This is a genomic window from Methanobrevibacter sp. V74, assembly GCF_963082495.1.
In the GTDB taxonomy this organism is placed as follows: Archaea; Methanobacteriota; Methanobacteria; order Methanobacteriales; family Methanobacteriaceae; genus Methanocatella.
Genome location: NZ_CAUJAN010000005.1, coordinates 24,028 through 47,650, shown reverse-complemented (window position 1 = coordinate 47,650; position 23,623 = coordinate 24,028). Strand labels below are relative to the sequence as shown.

At 29.6% G+C, this 23,623-nt stretch carries 24 protein-coding genes; 19 read left to right on the top strand and 5 right to left on the bottom strand.

Annotated features, from left to right (window positions below):
• Position 1: 1 nt before the first annotated feature.
• Genes Q9969_RS09220 through Q9969_RS09210 form a run of 3 tightly spaced genes read left to right on the top strand, consistent with a single transcriptional unit; the run spans position 2 to position 868 of the window.
• Complete coding sequence (locus tag Q9969_RS09220) at positions 2 to 202, top strand: hypothetical protein (RefSeq protein ID WP_305512230.1); 201 nt, start codon at positions 2 to 4, stop codon at positions 200 to 202.
• Complete coding sequence (locus Q9969_RS09215) at positions 183 to 443, top strand: LytTR family DNA-binding domain-containing protein (protein ID WP_305557072.1); 261 nt, start codon at positions 183 to 185, stop codon at positions 441 to 443. Before Q9969_RS09220 ends, Q9969_RS09215 begins: the two co-directional genes overlap by 20 nt.
• A gap of 8 nt (positions 444 to 451) precedes the next feature.
• The gene (locus tag Q9969_RS09210) at positions 452 to 868 is read left to right on the top strand and encodes a DUF3021 domain-containing protein (protein WP_305512228.1); all 417 of its coding nucleotides are present in this window, start codon (positions 452 to 454) and stop codon (positions 866 to 868) included.
• A 10-nt stretch (positions 869 to 878) separates the two neighbouring features.
• Here the strand turns inward: Q9969_RS09210 and Q9969_RS09205 are convergent, their stop codons facing one another.
• Positions 879 to 2,366, bottom strand: a complete 1,488-nt coding sequence (locus Q9969_RS09205) for a hypothetical protein (RefSeq protein WP_305557069.1) — start codon at positions 2,364 to 2,366, stop codon at positions 879 to 881.
• 592 nt (positions 2,367 to 2,958) lie between these two features.
• Here Q9969_RS09205 and Q9969_RS09200 point away from each other — a divergent pair.
• A complete protein-coding gene (locus Q9969_RS09200) occupies positions 2,959 to 4,779 on the top strand; it encodes a hypothetical protein (protein WP_305557067.1) in 1,821 nt (606 codons plus the stop codon).
• 1,461 nt (positions 4,780 to 6,240) lie between these two features.
• Complete coding sequence (locus tag Q9969_RS09195) at positions 6,241 to 7,146, top strand: hypothetical protein (RefSeq protein ID WP_305557065.1); 906 nt, start codon at positions 6,241 to 6,243, stop codon at positions 7,144 to 7,146.
• 7 nt (positions 7,147 to 7,153) lie between these two features.
• On the opposite strand, the gene Q9969_RS09190 is transcribed toward Q9969_RS09195, so the two are convergent.
• Positions 7,154 to 7,405 (bottom strand): transposase, encoded by a 252-nt coding sequence (locus tag Q9969_RS09190; protein WP_305557062.1) that lies wholly within the window; start codon positions 7,403 to 7,405, stop codon positions 7,154 to 7,156.
• A 321-nt stretch (positions 7,406 to 7,726) separates the two neighbouring features.
• Between Q9969_RS09190 and Q9969_RS09185 the strand changes: the two genes are divergently transcribed.
• A complete protein-coding gene (locus tag Q9969_RS09185) occupies positions 7,727 to 7,912 on the top strand; it encodes a hypothetical protein (protein WP_305557060.1) in 186 nt (61 codons plus the stop codon).
• Between the two features lie 97 nt (positions 7,913 to 8,009).
• Here the strand turns inward: Q9969_RS09185 and Q9969_RS09180 are convergent, their stop codons facing one another.
• Positions 8,010 to 8,468 carry a winged helix-turn-helix domain-containing protein gene (locus tag Q9969_RS09180; protein ID WP_305557058.1) on the bottom strand — a complete coding sequence of 153 codons (459 nt, stop codon included), beginning with the start codon at positions 8,466 to 8,468 and terminating at the stop codon, positions 8,010 to 8,012.
• 525 nt (positions 8,469 to 8,993) lie between these two features.
• On the opposite strand from Q9969_RS09180, the gene Q9969_RS09175 reads away from it, so the two are divergent.
• Entirely contained in the window at positions 8,994 to 13,430 is a 4,437-nt protein-coding gene (locus tag Q9969_RS09175; protein WP_305557056.1) for an Ig-like domain repeat protein, read from the top strand.
• A gap of 156 nt (positions 13,431 to 13,586) precedes the next feature.
• Here the strand turns inward: Q9969_RS09175 and Q9969_RS09170 are convergent, their stop codons facing one another.
• Positions 13,587 to 13,988: a DUF3795 domain-containing protein gene (locus Q9969_RS09170; RefSeq protein WP_305557054.1), complete on the bottom strand. Its 402-nt coding sequence runs from the start codon at positions 13,986 to 13,988 to the stop codon at positions 13,587 to 13,589.
• A gap of 40 nt (positions 13,989 to 14,028) precedes the next feature.
• On the opposite strand from Q9969_RS09170, the gene Q9969_RS09165 reads away from it, so the two are divergent.
• The 12 genes from Q9969_RS09165 to Q9969_RS09110 all read left to right on the top strand — a co-directional run bounded on the left by Q9969_RS09165 (position 14,029) and on the right by Q9969_RS09110 (position 22,665).
• A complete protein-coding gene (locus Q9969_RS09165; protein ID WP_305557052.1) occupies positions 14,029 to 15,219 on the top strand; it encodes a glycosyltransferase in 1,191 nt (396 codons plus the stop codon).
• Between the two features lie 178 nt (positions 15,220 to 15,397).
• Complete coding sequence (locus tag Q9969_RS09160; protein ID WP_305557050.1) at positions 15,398 to 16,507, top strand: ABC transporter substrate-binding protein; 1,110 nt, start codon at positions 15,398 to 15,400, stop codon at positions 16,505 to 16,507.
• A 5-nt stretch (positions 16,508 to 16,512) separates the two neighbouring features.
• On the top strand, positions 16,513 to 17,526 hold the full coding sequence (locus tag Q9969_RS09155; RefSeq protein ID WP_305557047.1) for an iron ABC transporter permease: 1,014 nt from the start codon (positions 16,513 to 16,515) through the stop codon (positions 17,524 to 17,526).
• A complete protein-coding gene (locus tag Q9969_RS09150) occupies positions 17,517 to 18,320 on the top strand; it encodes an ABC transporter ATP-binding protein (RefSeq protein ID WP_305557027.1) in 804 nt (267 codons plus the stop codon). Before Q9969_RS09155 ends, Q9969_RS09150 begins: the two co-directional genes overlap by 10 nt.
• 7 nt (positions 18,321 to 18,327) lie before the next feature.
• Complete coding sequence (locus tag Q9969_RS09145) at positions 18,328 to 18,900, top strand: FmdE family protein (protein WP_305557317.1); 573 nt, start codon at positions 18,328 to 18,330, stop codon at positions 18,898 to 18,900.
• Positions 18,901 to 19,118: 218 nt separating this feature from the next.
• Positions 19,119 to 19,769 carry a hypothetical protein gene (locus Q9969_RS09140; protein ID WP_305512303.1) on the top strand — a complete coding sequence of 217 codons (651 nt, stop codon included), beginning with the start codon at positions 19,119 to 19,121 and terminating at the stop codon, positions 19,767 to 19,769.
• A complete protein-coding gene (locus Q9969_RS09135) occupies positions 19,766 to 20,407 on the top strand; it encodes a MotA/TolQ/ExbB proton channel family protein (RefSeq protein ID WP_305512301.1) in 642 nt (213 codons plus the stop codon). Before Q9969_RS09140 ends, Q9969_RS09135 begins: the two co-directional genes overlap by 4 nt.
• Positions 20,408 to 20,411: 4 nt before the next feature.
• On the top strand, positions 20,412 to 20,714 hold the full coding sequence (locus Q9969_RS09130) for a DUF2149 domain-containing protein (RefSeq protein ID WP_305512299.1): 303 nt from the start codon (positions 20,412 to 20,414) through the stop codon (positions 20,712 to 20,714).
• A gap of 173 nt (positions 20,715 to 20,887) precedes the next feature.
• Complete coding sequence (locus tag Q9969_RS09125; RefSeq protein ID WP_305512297.1) at positions 20,888 to 21,445, top strand: 50S ribosomal protein L15e; 558 nt, start codon at positions 20,888 to 20,890, stop codon at positions 21,443 to 21,445.
• 26 nt (positions 21,446 to 21,471) lie between these two features.
• Positions 21,472 to 21,894, top strand: a complete 423-nt coding sequence (locus Q9969_RS09120) for an RNA-binding protein (protein ID WP_305557002.1) — start codon at positions 21,472 to 21,474, stop codon at positions 21,892 to 21,894.
• Complete coding sequence (locus Q9969_RS09115; RefSeq protein ID WP_305512292.1) at positions 21,895 to 22,284, top strand: hypothetical protein; 390 nt, start codon at positions 21,895 to 21,897, stop codon at positions 22,282 to 22,284.
• 48 nt (positions 22,285 to 22,332) lie between these two features.
• A complete protein-coding gene (locus tag Q9969_RS09110) occupies positions 22,333 to 22,665 on the top strand; it encodes a carboxymuconolactone decarboxylase family protein (RefSeq protein WP_305512291.1) in 333 nt (110 codons plus the stop codon).
• A gap of 26 nt (positions 22,666 to 22,691) precedes the next feature.
• Here Q9969_RS09110 and Q9969_RS09105 read toward each other — a convergent pair whose 3' ends face one another.
• A complete protein-coding gene (locus Q9969_RS09105) occupies positions 22,692 to 23,621 on the bottom strand; it encodes a type II CAAX endopeptidase family protein (protein ID WP_305556999.1) in 930 nt (309 codons plus the stop codon).
• Positions 23,622 to 23,623 lie beyond the last annotated feature (2 nt).

The following is a 23,623-nucleotide window of genomic DNA, read 5'->3' as shown; positions in this document are numbered from 1 at the left end:
TATGAAAGTGAATTTGTTTGTTTCAAGAGATGTTGAAGAACCTTATGCTGATATTCACACCGATGAATTGACTGATAATATTACAAAAGCAATGTCAATTCTTGAAAATGAGGATTCAAATGATATGTTTGCTGTAAAAAAAAGGTTTGGATATTACTCTTTTAGAATTTGGGGTGATATTCATGTTTCGCGTGGAGGATAAGCAAGTTAATGTTTACACGCAAAACAATCAATATCAAATCAAAAAGCCATTATATCAAGTGGAGGAGGATTTGCCTTCAGATTTCATAAGAATTTCAAAAACAACTATTGTTAATTTGAAAAGAATTAAAAGGGTTGCTCCTTCACTTAAAGGAATGATGTTTATTGAACTTAAAAATGGCTTAAAGGATAACATCTCTAGAAAATATTTGCCTGATTTTAAAAAGGCTTTGGATTTATAGGTGATTAAATGAATATTTCAGATTTAATTAAACATTTGGCATTAGGTGCTTTTATTTGTCTTTTAGCAGTTGTTTTAATATCTCTTCATGCAGGGCCTCAAAATATTAGTTTTTCAGGTACTGAATTGATTAATTTGTTCCTTGGGGGCATTGTTATTGGTTGGGCATTTTCTTTAAGTGGATTCATATATGAAAAAGAAAATCTTACCATGCCTTTGCAGGTAATTTTCCAAATGCTTATAGGAATGACTGTATTGTTTTTAGTTGCAATATATTTAAAGTGGATGCCTACTAATTTAGGTGTTGGTCCAGTAATAACATGGATTTTAATTGCATGTGTATTTGCGGCTATTTCATGGTGTGGTTTTTATATATATTATTACTTACTTGCGAGAAGCTTAAATAAAAAAATTGTAAATAAGTAAATAGTTTTAACTATTTACTCTTATTCTTTTGTTTTCTATATCCAACTGATAATAAAATAACCATTGCCGCCATGCCTATGATAAATATTCTTAAAACAACATTAACTTGTTTAGATACTGAACTGTCAGGTTCATTTAATTCATAAACTTCTTTATCATTGCCATGGCTGGTTGTGTTTTCAATAATTATTTTATCACTGGAATTAACAATATGGAAATTATTATCTTTATCTATATTATCATTTTTACCAGCAATATTGGTTTTTTCTTCATTATTTATAATAGATTGGTTAATAGTGCTTAATTTAGGTTTACTTTCAATTGTATTCTGATTTGTGTGTTTATTATTAAATAGGCTTTTAAATTCATTAAGTGAATTATTTGGGAAGTAACTATTAATCAAATCACCGTATTTATCTAATAAATTTAAGTTTAAAATTTTTAATAAATCAGATTTAATAGTTGAAGTTACTTTACTTCTACTTGTAACATTGTTCGGATCTATTATGGATGAATCATTAGGATTTTCATCTCCCCAATCATTATTGTTAAATTTGGTATATAAATTTCCAATGTCGTCCCATTTAATAAATATTTCCCGACCATATGGTGAAGTGTTGTTTGTTATGAGATTGTCATGTACATTTATAATGGTTTTAGCATCATACATTGGTTGTTGAATGTAAAATGATCCGCCAGTTTTTTTCCCATTGTTGTTCATGATTATGGAGTTTTTAAGATCCAAGTTTCCAGAAACCATTACTGCTCCACCATTTGTTCCAGCGCTATTGTTTAAGAAAACACATCTATTGATGTGGGAGATGCCTGACCAACTATAATATGCTCCACCCCATTCATCAGCATGGTTGAACATAAAAATACAATCCTCAACATTCCCATATCCGGAAACACTAACCCGAATAGCCCCTCCATCTCTATGCGCTGAATTATTAATAAAAACAGAATTATAAATATATGAATCTGCATAGCAGGTTGTTATGGCTCCACCATCATGTTCGGCATGATTATTTATAAATAATGAATTATTCACTAACAGATAACCTTTATTTTCATCAGTTCCATAATTTGAAATGCCTCCAGCATTAACACCGGCTCTATTGTTGGCAAAAATACAATTATCAACATATACATGTCCAGTTTCAATAGATATTGCTCCACCAAATCTTTCACTATTTGCATTTGTGAATGTGATATTTTTAAATGTTATATGAATTGAGTCATTCATTATTATAAAAATACCAGATTTATTTTGTCCATCAATAATAATCTCTCTTGGATTGCCGTTTCCCTGAATTGTTAAATTTTTAGTTAGTTCAAGATGGTTAATGTAATATGTTCCAGGATTAAGTTTGATTGTTGCATGATTGTCACTATTTAAAATTTCTTTTTCAAGATTTAAAGTCGAATTTCTTAATATTTGATTATCATCTAATGAAATTTCATTCATATTCATAGTTGATGTTTGATTATCCTCCATTGCATTAACCGAATTTAAAGATATTAGGATAATTAGTAACATTAAACAATATGTTAGTCAATTTTATTTTTACCACTTCCTTTTAGGTTTTAAATATTCTTTTTATTTTGTTAATTTAATTTTTATACTTGTTATATAATAAGTTTTACTTCGATTTTTTTTAATTAAATATTTTTTTTTAATTATTTTTATATAAATCTATTAATTTTGTAAATTATTTAATATTTATAAGTTTTTATTAGTTATATTTTTATATTATTGGATAATTTTTTAGATAAATCCATTTTTAATCGTTATGAATTATATTTCATATTTTTAATTTTTAGTATATTTTTTTATTTTAATTAAATACTTTAAAAAAATAAATAAATAATTATATTAATTCAATATCTTTCTTTATATATTAAAATAAGTATTTAAAATAATTAATTTCATTTTTAATTTTATTTTAAGAATTTTCAAAATTTTCAATAAATAATAATCTTTATATTATATATCGATATAATATTAAATTAACTGATATTAATAAAGATGATATTGGAATGAATAGTTTTTATTTTTATTAGTTAATTTAAAAATGGAGAAATAAATTATGGATAACAAAAAGATTTTATTATCTTTCCTTTTAGTTGTTTTAATTGCTTTATCTCTTAGTTCAGTTTCAGCTGAAGACGTATCTGATGTTGTATCATCAGATGATGCTTCTAATGTTGTGGCAATGGATGAAAACTTGAATATCTCATCTGGAAGTGATAATGCGGATGTATTGGCTGCTAATCCTGTTGCACCTACCACTAATACTTCAGATGCTATTCAAACAGCAGTTGATACAGCTACTGCGGGAGGCATAGTTGATTTAAGTGATTTTGCGTCTTATGATATTAAGAATCATACTATAAAGGTTGCTGATAAAGATAATTTAGTTATTAAAGGTAATGGTACTACAACTATTTTTGGTTATGGCGACAATGATGGATTTTTTTATATTACTTCTCAAAATGTCACAATTCAAGGAATTAAATTTATAGATAACAATCCTAAAAATAATTTTACATATAACGGTACTGTAGCAGGTTTTGGTGTTAATTTCAATGGAGGATCTGCTATGGGTGGAGTAGTTGATAATTGTTATTTCAAAAACTTCAATCAGGCTGTTGTAGTTAAATCTGCAAACAATATCACTGTTAAAAATTCTTACTTTGATGGTGGTTATGCTACTAAACTTGTTAATGATCCTAGTGTAAACAAGGAAAAAGGCTCTAAAGTAATTAGTATTATGGGTTCTTATTTCGCCCATATTGAGAACAATACTTTTAATGGTTCAGTACTTGATGCAATTTCTATTGCAGGAGGTAGTGGAGATGCTAAAATCATCGGAAACAAATTTATAAATAATGTCTATTCAATTTTCTTCGGTGGAGCATCAACCGAGGGCACTTTTATTAAAAATAACATATTTGATACTTGCGGTTATTTTAAAGAAAATAGTATTTACTGGGACAAATTCCCGGTAATCAGTATTCAAAAAGCTGCATCTGGGGTTTACATTGACAATAACACATTTAAAGCAATCAATAATAACTTCTTAATTGCTGCTGAACAAGGTAACACTGCTCATGGTTATGCAAGTAGTCTTGGTGACATTAATGTAACTAATAACAAAGTAACTTTAAACAGTAGTGATGTTGTTGCAGGTTCTATCATTTTATTACATATTAATTGTAAAAAAAGTGTTTTAAACCCGTATGCTAATATTACAGTTACTGGAAATGATGTTGCTAAAGGTGTAAATGTCGTTGTTGTATGGTCTACTGAATGGGGTACCGAAAACGGCGATGATATTGTAATTCCTGCTGCTGATTTAGTTCAAACTCAAATTAAAGTAACCAATGTAAAAGACATGATAATTACTGCTACTTTAACAGATATTTATGGTAAGGCTTTAAACAACCAAAATATTACTTATACTATTGGTGGTGGAAGTGCTCAAACTATTACTACTAATGAAAATGGTGTTTTCACAATTACTGGACAATCTGGTAAAGAAGTTGCTATTAATTTCGCTGAAACTAGTAAATATGCAGGCTCCCAAACAGCAATTACTTTAAATACTAAGACTGTTACACCAACTTTAAAAACAACTAAACTCACTGCTCCTAATAAGACATTTAAAGTTAAAAAGACTAAAAAAGTTGTAATTACTTTAAAAACTGTCAGTAATGTTATTAAAGGTAAAATAGTCACTCTTAAAGTTAAAGGTAAAACCTACTATGGTATTACTAATTCTAAAGGTAAAGTCACATTTAAAGTTGTACTTAAGAAAAAAGGCACTTTCAAATACAAAGTTAACTTTGCTGGTGACGCTACCTACAAAGCAATATCAAAAACTGGTAAAATAGTTGTTAAAAAATAACTATTTTCTTTTTATTTTTTTAATTGGATGTTGTCAAAATTAATTATTTTGAACATTGTAGAAACCATGTTTAAATTTAGATTAATATCGAATTTTTTTGCTTTTTTTATTTAAATAATAACCTTGTAGAAACCCTCTTCTAAAAAACTTGTATGGCTATAAATGTTATATAATACATCTTTGAGTTTTGTTTCTTTATTCTGTAGTCTTGTACTTCTACTAAAATTAACGCCATTAAATTCTTCTTTTTATTACGGAAATTACGCTTTCAACATTCATTCTTCGTGCATAGACATCATGCCAGAAGATTGTAGCGCTATTTAATCTATAATGTCCTGTTGTCGCACCTTTTTTTTAATGGTATTTGGTCGAATGCTCCTACTTCTTCATTTTATGCATTTTTCTTATTTCTTCGGAAATCATATGGCTTTGTCTGCTAGTATGTAATAGGGGGTTTGTATGGTATTAATTGTCTAATTGAAGGTAATGCGAATTGTGTATCATGTTTTGGACTTTTATTTGCTGCGTAATTTTAGGATCATTCGTGTGTCAACATTTGATTGCAATATTGGTTTTTAATGTAAGCTTTTTCGTGATTTGCCTCTTATTTGTGCATAATAATTTTATCAGCATAGTCGCTTGTGTGCCCAGTTCCATCCAATGGCAACTAATTTTACATTCTGATGGATGCATAAAAATTAATTAAGTCATTTAAATCTTTTAATTATGGTGTCTGACATTCTTACAAAGAATTTTTGAATAGTTGTGAAGTGTGGTAGCTTATTAAGACCTAGGAATTTTCTTATTTTATCCATAAGTTCCAAACATTCAATTATCTCGCGATAGGTTGTCTTTAAATAAGTTTTCATTGCTAAAATAGTGAATAATTGTGGTTGATCGTACAAATGATTGCTGTAATCACAGGAATACTTTGGAAAAATCCATTTGGAAATAGTTATAGGTTAATTCAACAAAATTTAACAGCATATTTTCATGTTTAGCAATGAAAAATAGTTTTTCTTCTTGAGTTTCATTGTTAATTTTAAGTCCAAAATCCGGCTCTTTCAAAAACTTAGGGATTTAAATATCTGCAAGTTTTTTTATTAAAAACTTTTTCTTAATATTTGGAGTTATTTTTAATAATTTAAAGCTAATTTATCAGTTATTTTGAAAATTTTAAATGAATAGATTAATCGAATAAACTATTTATCACACAAGTTTTTGAAAGAGACAAGAGCCAATTGTTGGTTAATTTTATATATTTTTAAAATTAAATATTAATGTGGTTAATTTAAGTTAATTATCATTATTTGATGGTTATTTTAGTTTTAATTGCTTGAATTTGTTTAATTTATTTTTTTGGAGGTATTTATATGTATAAAAATATTGATAAATTATTTTTAATTCTAATATTTTTTTTGTCTTTTGATTATTATTGGTTCAGTTTCTGCTGCTGGCAATGTGGATAATAATTTATCTGCTAATTCATCGGATAATATGAAGATGGATAATAGTTATCAAAATGATAATATAGAAATTAATGATGAATGTAATGTTTCGGATAATTTCCATTATCAGAAATTTAATGATAAATTATTATTAAATCATGAAGATAATGGTAGTTTGTCTTTGTCAATCAATGATAATAAAATTTTGAGTGCTTCTACAACTTCAACTAAAATTGTTGTTAGTAGTACTTCTGTTGTTTATGGTGATTCATTAACTGTTTGTTTATTAACAAGTGCTAATAAAGCGGTTTCTGGTAAAACGCTTAAGATAACAATAAATGGTAAGTCATATAGTAAAACTACAAATTCCAAAGGATATGTGTATTTGCCGTTGAAACTTGATTCTAAAAGTTATTCTACTTCTATTGTTTTTGCAGGTGCATCAGGTTATGCAAAATCTAGTAAAACAGTAACAGTAAAAGTTACAAAAAGAAGTATAAAATTGGTAGTTAATAATGTGAACATGGTTTATGGTGATGGGAGTAGTTTTATTGTTTATTTATATGATAATAAAAACACGCCTCTTAATGGTAAAACTGTTTCATTAATGGTGGGTAGTGTTAGTTATGGTAGTGGAACTACAGATAATGCAGGTAAAACATCAATTAGAATTAATATGGATCCAGGAAAATATAATCCAACTATTAAGTTTAATGATGATAATTGTTATGCTGCTTCTAGTAAATCCTGTGATGTTAAAATAATGGGAAATTCTTCTAAAGCTATTTCTTTTGGTTTAGATGACATTGAAACATCTGCTTGTGAGATTAAAAAACATATTGAAAATTATCATAATTTGCCGGATAATTTGGTGATTTTGGGTTATAATATTTCAAAAGAACAATATCTTGATTTATAGTTAATTACTAAACTTTTGGTATAAATGTTTCGAGCCATTTGTCATAAACTTTTGTTCCAGAAATCGATTCATTATATGTTTTTATAGTTAATTCTTGTAGAAATTCTTTTGATTTAAGGTAATAATGTTTTATTTCTTTTTTAATTTGTCTCCATATTTGTTCGATTGGATTTAGGTGAGGAGAGTATGGTGGAAGGTATATTAGTTCAATATTAAGATATAATGCTATTTTTTTTGATAAATACGGATTTGTGGACATTGTAATTATCTAGAATTAAACATATTCTTTGTTCGGTTTGTATTTTTGTTATTATGTCTTCTTTTTGTAATAGGTTTAATGTTATTTTTCTTCTTATTTCTCTTCTTTTTTTCACATTATTGAGGGATTCTCTATTGCTGTGTTTTCCAATGATTCTAGTGATTGTGGATGTTGTATTGTCTTTATATTTTTTCTAATGTTTTTAAAATTTTTGCTGTAAAAATTTCATTATTTTCGTTATTTTCCATTAATAATTTGTTTATGTCTTTATCAGTTAGATTAACATTGGATATTATTTTGTTTAATATTTTTACTGTATTTTTGTTGTTTGTATTTGCTATTCTTAATTTTAAAAGTGTTATTGCAATTTCTGGTGCTGTTGATGAATTTGTGATTGTGATGGTTGAATTTCTATTTATTGTTAGTGGCCCTGTGGTGTTGATTTTGAATTTGTATGGATTTACAGTTTGTGTGTGTTTTGTTCCTTGTTTATATAGTGATTTTTGAGTATAGGATTCATTTTGGAATGATGCTTCATCAAATAAGACTATAATATCGTTTGTTGTTACGTTATATTCTTCTAAGTTTTTTTTTTAACTGTTCTTCAGCATCCAGGGGATTTTGAAAATTTAGGATATGCTTTGCTATAATTGTATCCTAATTTCTTTATAATTTTTCCTATTTGCTTTAAACTATAATTTACATTGAATTTTTCATTAACAAGTTTATGTACGTCTTTCATTGACATATTGGGTGTTTTTTCAATGAGTTTATCTAATTCAATTAGTTGATCATAAGTTAATTTTGATGGTCTTCCACCACTAAAAGATGGTTTTAAACTTTCTAATCCTATCAGATTCACATGTTTTAATCCATCTGTGAACTGTTTGGTAGGATTTTCCAATATATTTGCGGTATTAGTTATGGTATTTCCTTCACTAACTATTTTGACTGCAATTAGCCTTTGATAATACCTATGGTAAGCCACACAATTGCTGATTTCTTCATCCAAAGCGATTTTTGTCATTTTGTTAAAAACATTAATTTTAGATTTTCCAGACATATTTTATAATTTATCCGACATCTATAATAAAAGTTTGGTTAGTAACTATAAGTATAATTATTGTCTTTCTGTTGCTTCTTGCAATGTCAATAATATTAATATTGATTTTTGGAGATGCTGTGGATAATCACGTTGATTCACTTAGGCCAATTGGTATAATAGGTTTGGCTTTAGCTGCAGCTTTAGGTAAAAAAATATACGATAAACTTGTTTAAGTGGAAGCATTTTCAAATGCTTCACTTATTTTTTTTGTTAAACCCATAAATAAGGCATTGCAGCTGTTTGTTTTTAAAACTTAAAAGTCGGTAAATATAAAATGGCTGTTAATCAAAGGTTAAAACCAACTTAAATTTAAATAATTGTGTGAATATTATTTATCTTTATGTACTTATTTTCATTTCATTTTTTTAATCTTCTTATTTTTCCTTGTTTTTTTAATCAAATAGAAATATTTAATATATATCGATAGTTATATATGTATATATTGATAATTTCAATGTTTGAAAAAATAAGTTGAGGTATAAAATGAATTTTAATAAAAGGTTAGTTGTGTTGTCATTTTTATTAATTATATTTTTATTCATGGGGTCTGTCATGGCAGTTGATGGGAATATGGATAATAATTTAACTACTGATTCATCTAATATTAATTTAGAGGTGAATCAGGATGATGACATATTAAATGAAGACTTAAAAAATAATGATGATGTGTTGGGCAGTGTTAGTGAAAATAATTTTACATTGTCTTCTTCTAAAACATGGGTTGTTGATGAAGTTGAAGAAAATCACAATGAGATGACGGATTCAACAATTCAACTTGCAATAAATAAGGCTGGTGCTGGAGATACAATTATTGTCAATGGAAAAAGTTATGTTCATTGCCATTTTGTAATTGATAAAAAGTTAACAATTCTAAGCAATGTTGGAACTACTATGAAGGTTTGTCCAAGCAATACTCAAGGTTCAGGACATCATGGGATATTTTACATATCTCCAAGTGCTAGTGGAACAGTTATAGAGGGTTTTTCAATCAATAATGATGTTTCAAATGCAGATGATTATGGCGTTTTTGTAAATGGAGCATCTGATGTTATAATAAGAAATTGTACAATTGTCCACAGGGGTTCTTCAGATGCTATAAGGTTTGAAAATGCAAAAAATTCTTTAGTTGAAAATGTGACTCTTTTTAATGCTAACAATGGAATTAGAATTGTTGATTGTCAGGGATTCAATGTAAAAAATTCCAGCATTAAAAATTCAAAAATTGGAGTTAAAATAATCAATTCCATATCAACATCGGTTGCCTATAACGATATTTCCGGCAATACAGTTTCGGGAATTGCATTTTCAGGAAATGGTAAACATTTAACTGTAAATTATAATAATATTACAAGTAATCTTAATGGAATTAATTTGACTTGTTCTAACTATGCATATATTTTAAGTAATTACATCGCTTTCAATACAAATAATGGAGTTTATGTTGATTATAACATTACAAAAATCGAAATTAAAGGAAATTTCTTTAATCAGAATCATTTATGGGAAGTTTTCAATGATTTCCATGTTTTGAATATAAATGATGTATCTCTTAAGAATGTAGAAAGTTTAGAAGTAATTACAAACAATTATATGATTAACTATGGTGGAGGAGGTACTGCAGATATTGATAGGCCGGTTTGGACTCAGATTTATGAATATAATCCTAATATAGGGAATTATAATTACGATGAAAGTAAAGACGTTTATGTATATGTTGGAGATGGCAATGGCCAATATTACGGTCATCAGGGAATAATGTATTTAGGTTATGTATTTGAAATAAATGAATTTGTAAGTTGCCCGAATATTTATTACTCTCCAGCTAAAATATGGTCAAAAAGTGGAAACTATGAACTCCTATTAAGCAATATTAAACAAATTAAAAAAGGAATTTATTCAATTTCAATTGTAGATGCAAAAGGCAATATTGCAACTGACTTGAGCTCTGTTCCAGTAACATTTTATCTTAATAAGGTTGGAAATAGCGTTTCTCCTCAAGAGGGGGAGATTTATAAAACTGTAATGCTGGTTAATGGAACTGCAACTGTCAGATTTTATATGGATGAATTCACACAAAGCGGTAATGTTATAACGGCTGTTTTCCCAACACCTGGCACAACACTCGATGCTAAAGTATCAAAAACATTCAATGTTAAGGATTCTGAAATTCCGGGAATTCCATTAAACACTTCAATTAAAGTTTATAATTTAAACACCTATCCAAATTCAAATCAACAAATAATAGCTACATTAGTTGATCAATATGGAGCGGCTGTTGCTGGAGAAGTATTGACATTTACAATTAACTCGAAAACATGTAATGTTGCAACTGACAGTAATGGTCAAGCTAAAATAAAAATCTCTGAGTCAAAAGTGGGAAATTATACTCTGAAAGTAAAATACGAAGGGGATGATGTGGAATATAATGGCAATACTTCATCTGCCAGTGTTGTCGTTAAAAAAACAGCTACTGAAATGATTTCTTATAATTTGAATATGATTCCTGAAAAGGCTGAATATTTCTCAATTACTCTAAAAAATGCATTCGGTGGAGTATTAACTAATCAAAAAGTTACATTCAAAGTCAATGGCAAAACTTACACCAAAACCACTAATAATAAGGGTGTTGCAAAAGTCAAACTCAGATTTAATAAAAACAATAAAAATTATAAAATTAAAATCACTTACAAAGGATCCAACAAATACGCTTCAATCTCAAAAACAAATAAAATCAAAGTTAAATATTCTTCAAAAACCGCCAAGTTGATAACTCCAAAGATAACTATTCCTCCAAAAATCGCTAAATATTATAAAATTGCATTGAAAGATGGAAATTCAAAAGGAATAGCTAAACAAAAAGTTATTATTAAAATCAATGGCAAAAAATTCACTAAAAGGACTAATTCTAAAGGCGAGATTAAAATAAAAGTCAAATTTAGTAAATTAAAAACTTATAAAGTAAAAGCAGTTTATAAAGGAAGTAAAATATATAAAAAGGCTGTTTCTAATGGTAAAGTTAAAGTGGATAAAACAGCTACTTCAATCACTGCTCCCAGTATTTCTATGGTTCCTAATGAATTTAAAACATATTCTGTTACTTTAAAAGCAAATAATAAAGCATTCGCCAAACAAAGATTAACAATCAAAGTCAATGGTAACACTTATGTTAAAACCACTGATTCAAAAGGCCAAGCTAGTGTAGGTCTTAATTTTGATGGTGAAAATACATATGCCGTAAATGTCGTGTATAAAGGAAATAAAATTTACAAAGCTTCAAAAGCTACTGGAAAAGTCACTGTTTCAAAAGTAGCAAGTCGAATTACAAGTTATGATAAAACTTACTCTAAAAATAGTCAAAAAGATTATCGAATAACATTAAAGGACAAATCAGGTAATGCAATTCCAAGTCAATCTGTCATGTTTAAGATTAATAACCGAAGTTACAATAAAACTACAGATTCAAAGGGTGTAGCCAATATTGGTCTTGATAGTTTGGAAGAAGGTTCATTTGATATTGTAACCACTTTTGGAGGTACTTACAAATATAAATCAATTTCTAAAACTAATAAAATTAAGGTTTCTGGTAAATTAAACACAGTATTTGTTGATAACAATCTTCCAAATTCCGAAATTCAAAGTATTTTGGATGGTGCTTCAAATGGATCTGATGTTGAATTTTTAGGAGATAATTATTCATCCATTGCTTTAACTATTAATAATGCATTAAATGTTTATTCATCTCAAAATACTACATTAACTGCAAAAACAAATACTCCTGTATTTGCAATCTCGGGAAATAATATTAATATTAGCGGATTTATAATTCGGGGAAACTCTGATAGTGCAATATCTGTTAATAATGGAGATAATGTGCATATTTATGGGAACAATATTTCAAATATGTTGGACGAATCAAAAATGAGAAGTTATCTTAATGCAACAGTTAATATGCCTGGGTGCGGTGTTGAAATTTCCAATTCGCGTAATGTAGCTATAAGCAACAACACTATTAATTTGTTTGAAAGTGGAATCTTTGCTGAATACTCTTCAAATTTATTGGTCAATAATAATACTCTCAAAGAAAATAATTACGGTATTAAATATGGTTATGGTGTTGCAAATACCGAGATTCTCTACAATGAAATCACCGATCAAATTGGATTGTATATTATGACAGTTCCTGAAGGTCCAAGCGGCTATGGAATATTTTTCAATAATTCTGCTGTAAATGTAACTGTTAATCATAATCATATTTATTCAAATCATCTTGGCATTTCTCTTGATGCTAATCACACAACAGGTATTGTGATTACTCAAAACACCATAACTGATAATGTGTTAGAGGGCATTAGATTTAATGCAGGTTATGATTTAGCTCTAAATGCAGTTGAACCTCATGTAACTGATAATGCAATTTATAGAAATGCACGTGGTCCAAGCATGATGATTTTAGGTGAGTTAAGTGCAAATCCTGAAGGAATCTATGGAAATGGTTTATATAATGATGGGGATAAATTACAACTTGAAGCAAACTGGTATGGTACAAATAATTTGGTTACTTGGGATTATGATGCTGGCGTGATTGGTTATGGAACAATGTGTCCGAGAATTAATACTACAAACATCATTTTTAACATGACCCGTAACTCTCATGATAGTTACAGCATTGTCTTTTATAAAAATGGAGAATTGGCATCAAATCTTCCAGAGTTTGATATGTATGCAACATTAAATAAAGAAAATGAGAGTGCTGTTGAAGTTATTTTCAATGTAGTTAATGGAGTAGGCACATTTGCTTTAGACTCACAGAACTATATTGCTGGAAATAACACTATTGATATTTCCATTGGGTCTTTATTTTATTCTACATCAAGAGTATTTAAAGTAACCTATTCCTATGAGTTCATAAATGATGGGTGAACATGTTTTTAACATATTTGCCCTTTTTATTATTTCATGGATATAAAATATTTCTTAAAGCTATTTTTTAAAACAAGTATCATTTCATTGCCATTAACTATCATTAAATCAGTTGATATTAATCGAACTATTAAAATAATTAATCAGATATTCAATTTAATCAATCTCAAATCCGCACTCGGAACAGGTTTTATTTTGGAATTTCACAACTCCTTCACACTTGGGACATAACCATTTTTCACGATCCTCATTCATCATACGGCCAATACCCATAGTTTTGATACGTTTGGCGGAGTTTAAAGTATCCAAATTTTGTTTTTTAATATATTTTTTAGAATGTTTTTTAATCTGAGGGCATGGAAACTCACTGCAACGCCCGCAATAGCTGAAATTCTTTTTATCAAAACAAGCCCTAATTTTGCATTTTAAACTAGCTTTGCTTTTACCATCATTATTTATCAAGCATCCTCCACAAGGGTTTTGGAATCTTTCACAACTAATGCAGTTAATTCCACATGGGGCTAGCAATTTTGAATCTAAAGTTTCAGGCATTTTCATAAAGAAAGTTATATATTTATTCAATAATAAATATTACCTCATGAAAATTTTGATTGTTCAAGAGTCTGATTGGTTAGAGAGAAATCCTCACCAGCAACATCATTTGATGGAGAGAATGGCAGAAAGAGGTCATCAAATAAAAGTCATTGACTATCCTATAGACTGGCCAAATGATGATGTGGGCGGTTTGATTTATCACAAGGAAGTCCATGAAAATGTTTCAAAAATTAAAGAAGATACAAATATTCAAGTTATAAGGCCGGGTTTTATTAAAATAAAAGGTTTAAACTACGCAACATTGTTTTTTACTCATAAAAAAGAAATTGAAAAACAAGTTGAAGAATTCAGACCAGATGTGATTTTAGCATTAGGAATCCTAAACTCCTATAACGCTTCAAGAATTGCTAAAAAACACAATATCCCATTTGTATATTACTTTATTGATGTTATTTATGCTTTAATTCCAGAAAAATCATTTCAAAAACTTGGACAACGGTTCACTGAAAAAACCATAAGAAATGCCGATTTGGTTATTACAATCAATAAAAAACTATCCGAATTTGCTTATTCGGTGGGTGCAAAACATGATTCTACAATATTGATTGATGCTGGAATTGATTTGAATAGTTATGATCCTAATTTAGATGATTCAGCAATAAGAAAGGAATATGGAATTGCTCAAGATGATATCGTATTGTTCTTTATGGGCTGGATTTATGAGTTTGCAGGTATGAAAGAGCTTGCAAGAGCATTAGGTGAAAATAAAGACAAATATCCAAATTATAAGATTTTAGTTGTTGGAGATGGAGATGCATTTGATGAACTGTTAGAAATCCGTGACGAATATGGATTTGGGGATCAACTTATTTTAACCGGAAAACAGGCTTTTGAAAAAATACCTGAATTTTTAGCTTCAGCGGACTTCTGTCTTTTGCCTGCACATATTGATGAGCCAATTATGCAAGATATCGTGCCGATTAAAATTTATGAGTATTTGGCCATGAAGAAAGTGGTTATAGCATCTGAATTGCCGGGGCTATCAAAAGAATTTGGCTATGGAAACGGCATTGAATACATTCAAGAAGCTTTTGAAGTTCTCCCAACGGTTGAAAAGATTTTAAATGAGGGGAGATATGGCGAAATTGCAGGTAATGCAAGAGAGTATGTAAAATCTAATGATTGGGAAGTCATCACTGACAAGTTTGAAGAAGCAATGAAAAAATTGCTGTAATCTATTTCATGATAATATTTTCTTTTTTTATTTGTCTAATCACCCAATATTGACTATTTTTAATAGGATATTAAGTTTTTAAGTTAATTTTGCTGATTAATATAATATTTTAGAAAAGTTATTAAATAACTTACTGAATATATATTCTTATCGAAAATTATATTTGGGGATTATAATAATGGAAAAGAAAATCAAAGTTATAATATTGCTACTTGCTGTTTTAGTTATAATGGGAGTAGCTACACACTTATTTTTAACACCTTCGACTGTGGAAACTGAAGGCTCTAAAAATGTTACCGATATGTTAGGAAGAAATATCGAAATATCTGATTCTGTAAGTAATGTGGTGGCAACCAGTCCTCCAATGACTACTGTGTTATATATGATTGCGCCGGATAAACTTAAAGCCGTAAACTTCCAATGGACAGAAGAGGAATTAAAATATGTTCCAAGCCAATATCAAAACTTCCCAGTTGTGGGGGGATGGTATGGTGCACAGGATGGAAATTATGAGGAGTTTATTGCATCAGAACCTGATATCATTATAGAGTCAATTGATGAAGGCGGCGATGGTGATGCATCAACTGTTGAAGAGCGTCAGGAAAAATTTGGAAAAATACCTGTTGTTGCAGTTAAAGACACTACGGATGTGGAAAAAATAGGAGAGTCCATTACATTTATGGGGGAAATTGTCGGGGCTGAAGATAAAGCCTCTCAGTTAAATGATTTCAACAATAAATATTTGGATTTGGTTCATGACCGGGCATCTAAATTATCTGAGGGTGATAAAAAAACTGTTTATTATGCTCAAAGTGATGATGGACTTCAAACAAACCCATCCGGATCTAGTCATGGTCAATTAATCGATTTGGTCGGTGGAGTCAATGTTGTTGATTCTTTAGGTCAAGGAAACACTACCTCTGGTGTTCAAGTATCGATAGAGCAAGTAATTAGTTGGAATCCGGATATAATCATTACAAATGACCCTGAGTTTTACGCAAGTGTTTATAATGATTCTAATTGGGGGAAACTTGATGCAGTTAAAAATCATGAAGTATACTTATCTCCACAATCTCCATTTAAATGGTTTGATAGGCCTGTTGGAGCAAATATGATTATTGGAGTTCCATGGGCTGCAAAAGTAATCTATCCTGATGATTATAAGGATATTGACATGGTTGATGCAACTAAAGAATTTTACTCCAACTTTTATCATATCGATTTAAGCGATGATAATGCAAAACAGATTCTTTTAGATTCAGGACTCAAGGAATCAAATTTACAGTGATTTATATGGATAGCGAATCAAAAGAGATTATGGGCATCATACTTTTAATCTTTTTTCCAATAATTTTATTTTTTGCTTCATTTTTAATTGGAAGATATCCGATTGGTCCATTCGATGTGATTAGTACATTATTGTCTACAATATTTCCATCTCTAGAAGTATCTCCGACTATTACAACAATCGTATTTGAAATAAGGCTTCCAAGAATAATTGGAGCAATTGTAGTTGGAGCATGCCTTGCAATTTCAGGAGCAGCTTTCCAATCAATATTCAAAAACCCCCTTGTTTCATCTGATTTGCTTGGAGTATCAAATGGTGCAGGATTTGGAGCAGCTTTAGGAATTTTAATTAGTGGAGCTAATATAATCACTCAGATATTCGCATTTCTTTTTGGGTTAATTTCAGTGGCAACTACATATTTCATATCTAGAACATATAATGCGGGAGGAATACTTGTACTTGTACTGTCGGGGGTTGCAATTTCGGCATTTTTCAATTCATTGATTTCCGCGATTAAATTCATCGCTGATCCTGATGATAAGCTTCCAGAAATTGTTTATTGGCTAATGGGATCTATAGCTTCCATTAATGCTGATAAGCTATTCATGATTGCAATACCAGTTATCATTGGATTGGCAATACTGTTAATTTTAAGATGGCATATGAATTTACTTGCAATGGGTGATGAGGAAGCACAATCCCTAGGATTAAACCCTTCAAGAATTAGATTTTTAATAATCGCAGGATGTACTTTACTGACCTCGGCCGCAGTATCAATAAGCGGTATCGTTGGTTGGGTTGGTTTAATCATTCCTCATATGGCCCGTATGATTGTGGGGCCTGATAATAGAATATTGCTTCCAGCATCATTGAGTTTAGGTGCAAGTTTCCTATTGTTAATCGACAACATATCTCGCGCAGTCATTGCTATTGAAATTCCAATCGGAATCCTGACAGCTATCATAGGCGTTCCAATATTTTTATACTTACTTAAACAGGGGTATTCAGAATGGTCATAGACAATAAACTCTTTGAAGTTAAGAACATATCATTTTCATATGATGATGAGGAGATTTTTTCAAACATTAGTTTTTCAGTTGATAAAGGTGACGTATTATGTATTTTAGGGCCGAATGGCACGGGAAAAACCACATTAATCAAATGTCTCAATGCTTTGCATGATATTGACACGGGTGAAATCCTAATTAATGGCAAAAATATGAAAGAATTATCATTTAGAGAAATATCCAAACATATTGGTTATATTCCCCAATCTCATGTTCCTTCATTTCCATTTAAAGTGTTTGATGTTGTTTTGATGGGTAGGGCACCTTATCTTAATTTAACCGACTCTCCTAAGGAGGAAGATGTTGAAATCACTTTTGATGCTTTGAAAACTCTTGGAATTGAAGATTTGAAAAATAAAGAATACACTAACTTAAGTGGTGGAGAACGCCAATTAGTATTTCTTGCAAGAGTACTGTGTCAAAAACCAGACCTGTTGATATTGGACGAGCCAACTTCACACTTAGATTTTGGAAATCAGATTAGATTATTGGAAATAATTGATAATCTTGCAAAAAATGGATTGTCAATTATAATGTCTTCGCACTTCCCGGATCATGCATTTTTAAGCTCGACAAAAGTAGCTATTATGAAAAATAAGCAATTTATTGATTTTGGAAGTCCTGAAAGTGTTGTAACCGAAGAAAACTTAAAGAAGGCATATTCAATTGATGTTAAACTCATTGAATTGGATGACAGTCGAAAAGTCTGTGTACCAATGAAAACAGATTTAAAATTAAATTTATAAAGACGATATTATGAATGAAAAAGATTATGATGAACAATTAGAAAAAGCTGCGGAGTTTCACGGCCATATCTGCGGCGGAATAGCTATTGGAACAAAACTTGCAATGTATGGCCTGGAATTGCTTGGAATGGAATTAAACCAAAGGCATAAAAATTTAATAGTATTTTTAGAAATCGACAGATGCATGTCTGATGCTGTTCAATCAGTCACTGGATGTTCTATGGGTAAAAGAAGTCTAAAACAAATGTATTATGGTAAATTTGCAGCAACATTCTATAATCAGGATACTGGTGAAGCCTTAAGAATTACCGATGCTGATGCAAATAAAAAATTCAAAGATGAAGAAACTAAAGGGGAAATGATTGCCCGTTTTAGAAGAACACCTCCTGAAGAGTTATTCAAAGTGGATAAAGTTAAAATTGAGCTATCCAAAGGGGATATGCCAGGTAAGCCTTATACCACAACATTTTGCTGCCAGTGTGGTGAGAAGGTTTCTGATGGAAGGCACGTTATTAAAAGAGGTAAACCTTATTGTATTTCCTGTGCTGAAGGTTCCTACTACGAACTAATTGAAGAATAGATATTCATGTTGTAATTTATTTATTCTTTAATATTATTTTTTTCATCATATTTATTAAAATTTTTACTTTATTTTGTTTTTTCTTCGTTTTTAATAGTTTTTTAGTTAATTTAGTTAATTTAAAGATATTGATTTATATTTTAATTATTTCTTACGATATGTTTATATATTCAACTGGATAATATTTAATTAGATAAATTAATATAGGTTTGAAAAGAATGGATTTGATTGGGGGATATTTATTAATTCTTTTAGTGTTATTCACAGCAAACATTGCTTTGATACTCGGAAACTATGAATTTAATAGTTCTAAGTCAATATTGATGTCATTAATATTTTCGGTTATTACTTTTGCCTTAATGTATCTTTCAAATTATTTAAATGCTGGCTTGTCATTCATATTGGATTATTTAGGATTAATATTCCTGATAATTGCAATAGTGATATCTGCTTCAATGATACATTATTCTAAAACAGATGATTTTAAACCCGCTTTATATTCGATAGCTACAATATTTTTGATATCTGCTGTTTTATTTGCATCTCAAACAAATTTGGACTTTTTAAACACAGCGTTATATTCTATATTCAGTTTTATAATCATTTTTATTGTTTATCAACTCACTAAATTACTGCATCATGCTAAACGACAGTATCCAGTAATAATTGGAGAATATATGTCATTGTTCGCTGTTTTGATGTTTATTTTCGCATTGACCTATAATTCAACAAGAAATTTAGATTACACAATGTTCAGGTCATTTTTAATACTGACTCCAACATATCAGTTAATCTATGTTATTATAGGAATAGTTGTTGTTTTAGTCATTGGTGTTTTAATAAATGATACTAAAGGGGGAAATTCATGATAATTCAGGGAACTGAAACTTTAACATCATTAATTCACATAATCTCTGAAAGTTTACTAACGCCGGTGGTGATATTGCTTATAATTTCAATAATCATTGTAATCTTAGCATTCGGAGGACTAATTAATGAATTTATTTCAAGAAAAGCAATTAAATCAGGTGATTTGGAAGATTTAATCCGAAGAATTTCATTTTCAACTAATGTTGATGAAATGAAAAATGAAATAAATAATAGTGACTTATTCGATTATCAAAAAGAAATATTGACTAGAATAGCTAATAATTATGATATTGGGCCTGATGCAAGAAAGGCATTGGCAGGAGAGTTAATATCTGCTCAAGAGACAAAATTAATTAAAAAAACTAATAAGACAGATATTTTAGTTCGTGTAGGTCCTATTTTAGGTTTATTAGGTACTTTAATACCTTTAGGTCCGGGTCTTGCAGCACTTGGAACCGGGAATATTGCAACTCTTGCCCAATCTTTAATAATTGCATTTGATACGACTGTCACCGGATTATCTGTCGGTGCTGTTGCTTTTTTAATTTCTAAATATAAAAAACAATGGTACGAATCTGAATTGATAGATGTTGAAACTGTTTGCGAAACAGCTCTTGAAGCTATTAATAAATGGTGATGATATGCTTAGAAAAAAAAGAAGAATTTCAGAATCTGCGGATGATGATCCGATGGGAGGATTAAGTAATCTTTCAGATGCAATGCTTGTTCTTGCTTTAGGGTTTTTAATTTTTGCAATACTGTCATTGTCCGCTAATCCGGATATGATTACCCAATCTCAAGCAACCCAGGATGTTTCAACAGCTGATAATTTCACTCAAAATTACTCTGATGCTGGTGGAGGTCTTGAAAATAGTGGCTACAGTGAAGTTGGAAAGGTATATGAGGATCCAACTACAGGCAAGCTTGTAATGGTATCGGGTTAAATTAATTTTTTATTTTTTAATTTTTTCTTATTTTTCACCAATTTTACGATATATTTATAAATACATAAAACAAATATTTGACTACTGTTATTTTAATGACAGTTTCAAAATACTTTTTTTGGGATAAGTTCCCATATGGATGTGGCCTTCATGGCTGAACAAAAGGTGTTATTATGTACAAATATATAAGAGATGCATGGAAAAACCCAGATGAGTCTTACGTACGTGAACTCATGTGGCAGAGAGCTCCTAAATGGAGAAGAGAAAAAGCAGTTCAAAGAATTGAAAGACCTACTAGACTTGATAGAGCTAGAAGTTTAGGTTACAGAGCTAAAAAAGGATTTGTTTTAGTTAGAACTAGAGTAAGACGTGGTGGAAGAAGAAAAACTCGTCGTTTCAATGGTCGTAAACCTAAAAGAATGGGTGTAAACAAAATTACTCAAGCAAAATCTATTCAAAGAATTGCTGAAGAACGTGTAGCTAAAAAATACCCTAATTTAGAAGTATTGAACTCCTACTGGGTATGGGCTGACGGAAAATATAAATATTTTGAAGTAATTTTAGTAGATCCGCAAAGTCCTTCTATCGTCAACGATAAAAAAATCAATTGGATTTGTTCCAAAAAGCATACTAACAGAGCTCTTAGAGGCTTGACTAGTGCTGGTAACAAAGGACGTGGAATCAAATCTAAAGGAAAAGGCTCTGAACAAGCTAGAAGAAGAAAATTATAATTTTCTTCATTCCTTTTTTGATTAAAATGATTCATAATATTAAATTTAGAGTTTTCGTATATGAAAATGAAAGCATTGATGATATTAATCAAGCTATTTTAAACTTACTTCCTGAAGCTGAAATTGAAGTGGAAGAAGCTGAAGGATTACTTGAAGATAAAATATTAATTTTATCTGGCGAAGTATCTAAAAAAAGATACACAAGAACTTTTTTTAACACACTTATTGAAAGTGTTGATTTGGATAAATTAAATGAGGATTTAGAGCGTAAAATGGATGAAAAAGGAAACTGGTTTTTAAGATTTGATAAATCCGACGCTCTGGATGAAAAATTAACTGTCCTGGATAAAGGTGATGCAATACATCTTAAAATTAAGATTACTGCTTATCCTGCAAAAAAACAAATTGCAGTTGATAAAGTTCGTAATGCTTTTTTAGGTGATGGTTAAATGGAAAAGAAGAGTTATTATTTATTGATTCTATTAGTTGCACTTGTAATCAGCATTGGCGTATTCTGGTTCCAATTTAATAATGATGTGGCAACTCTCATAATAATTAATGAAACTGAAGTTGTGGAAAACGAATCTTTTTCTGGAATGTTAATGGATGCATATGGTTATGGCGTTCCAAATCAAACAATATCTTTTCACAAACCCAGTTATGAGATAGGAACATTAGTTGTAGCTCAAACAGATGAAAATGGTGAGTTTACAATAGAACATGCTGATTATTTGCCGGATAGGCAAAGTGAAAATTATTATGGCAACTTTACATTTGCAGGTAATGGAAAATATCAGGGATGCAAATATGAAGGAACCGTTGCTGTTGGGGCTAAATAGTTATTTATAATTCTAAAACAAAACTATTATTATATTTGGAGGTATATTATGAAAGGCGAAATATATTATGGAAAAGGTATTAATCAGTTAAAAGACAATAATCCTGATTTATATGAGCTTGTAAACGCTTTAAATGAAACTTTATGGAATGGTAAAACTTTAGATTATAAAACTCAAAAATTAATAGCTATCGGCATTACCGCTTCTCGTTCAGATGCAAAAGCCACTAAAAATCAAATACAAAGTGCTATTCAAGAGTTGGACATTACCAAAGAAGAAATAGTGGATGTTTTAAGAATTGTACTATTGACTTCTGGCATGCCCGCTTTTTCTAATTCTTTACAAATATTGAATAGTGTTGTTGAAACAATAGATAAATAAGTTATCTATTGTAATTTCTATTTTTTTTAGCTTAATGCCTGTGCAGTTATTTGCAATATAAAATATCCAACAAATAAAATCATCCCATAATTTAAAAACATTGTTTTAAATGGGTATTTCAGTGGAATTTGAGTTTTGATGCCATTAAACCTTGCTCGCTTAAAGTCTTTAAGTCCGTAAATTCCTATGATGAAAAATATTAATACAAATAGGGTATATCCGATTACAATTATCAAATCAACTGTACTGTAACTATTTTGAATATTCATCAGGGAGCTTGAAAAGATTAAACTGACTACTGATCCCATTATATTAACAATAGTATGTAATATTATGGTATATGTAACTTTTCCGGTTTTAATATATACATATGCGAAAAATCCGCCAAGTAGCAATGTATAAAAGAATTGATTTAAATTACCATGTATAAGTGCAAATAATACTGCAGATAATATTATCGACACTTTAGCACCATATTTAAGTGTTCTATCAATTAATAATTTTCTAAAAATTAATTCTTCAAAAATGGGAGCCATAATTCCCAGCAATATTAAGTTCAACCATATGTTTGTATTATTAACTAGGTTGTGAACTGGATTTGCAATGTCATTTTGTATTGCACCGCCCAATAGTGCGGTTATGCCTAATCCAATTTGATTTCCAATCATCATCAATACACATGTGATTCCGATATATATGATAAATTTTTTAGCATCAACACTTCTTTTTTCGATTTCCACATGCTCTAGTTTATTCATTAGCCAATAAATTATTGGAAATGGAAGTATATAACAAGCTATTGATGATAATATAGTTTGCATATTAATGTCATTTAAATATTCAGGTTGTATTAGAGATATGATATTCACCAGAATTATTTGAAAAATCAAGGTTAATATAACATATATTAAATAATTAGCGCCTATTTTTGAGAAAAACTTTTTGTTGATATTCAATT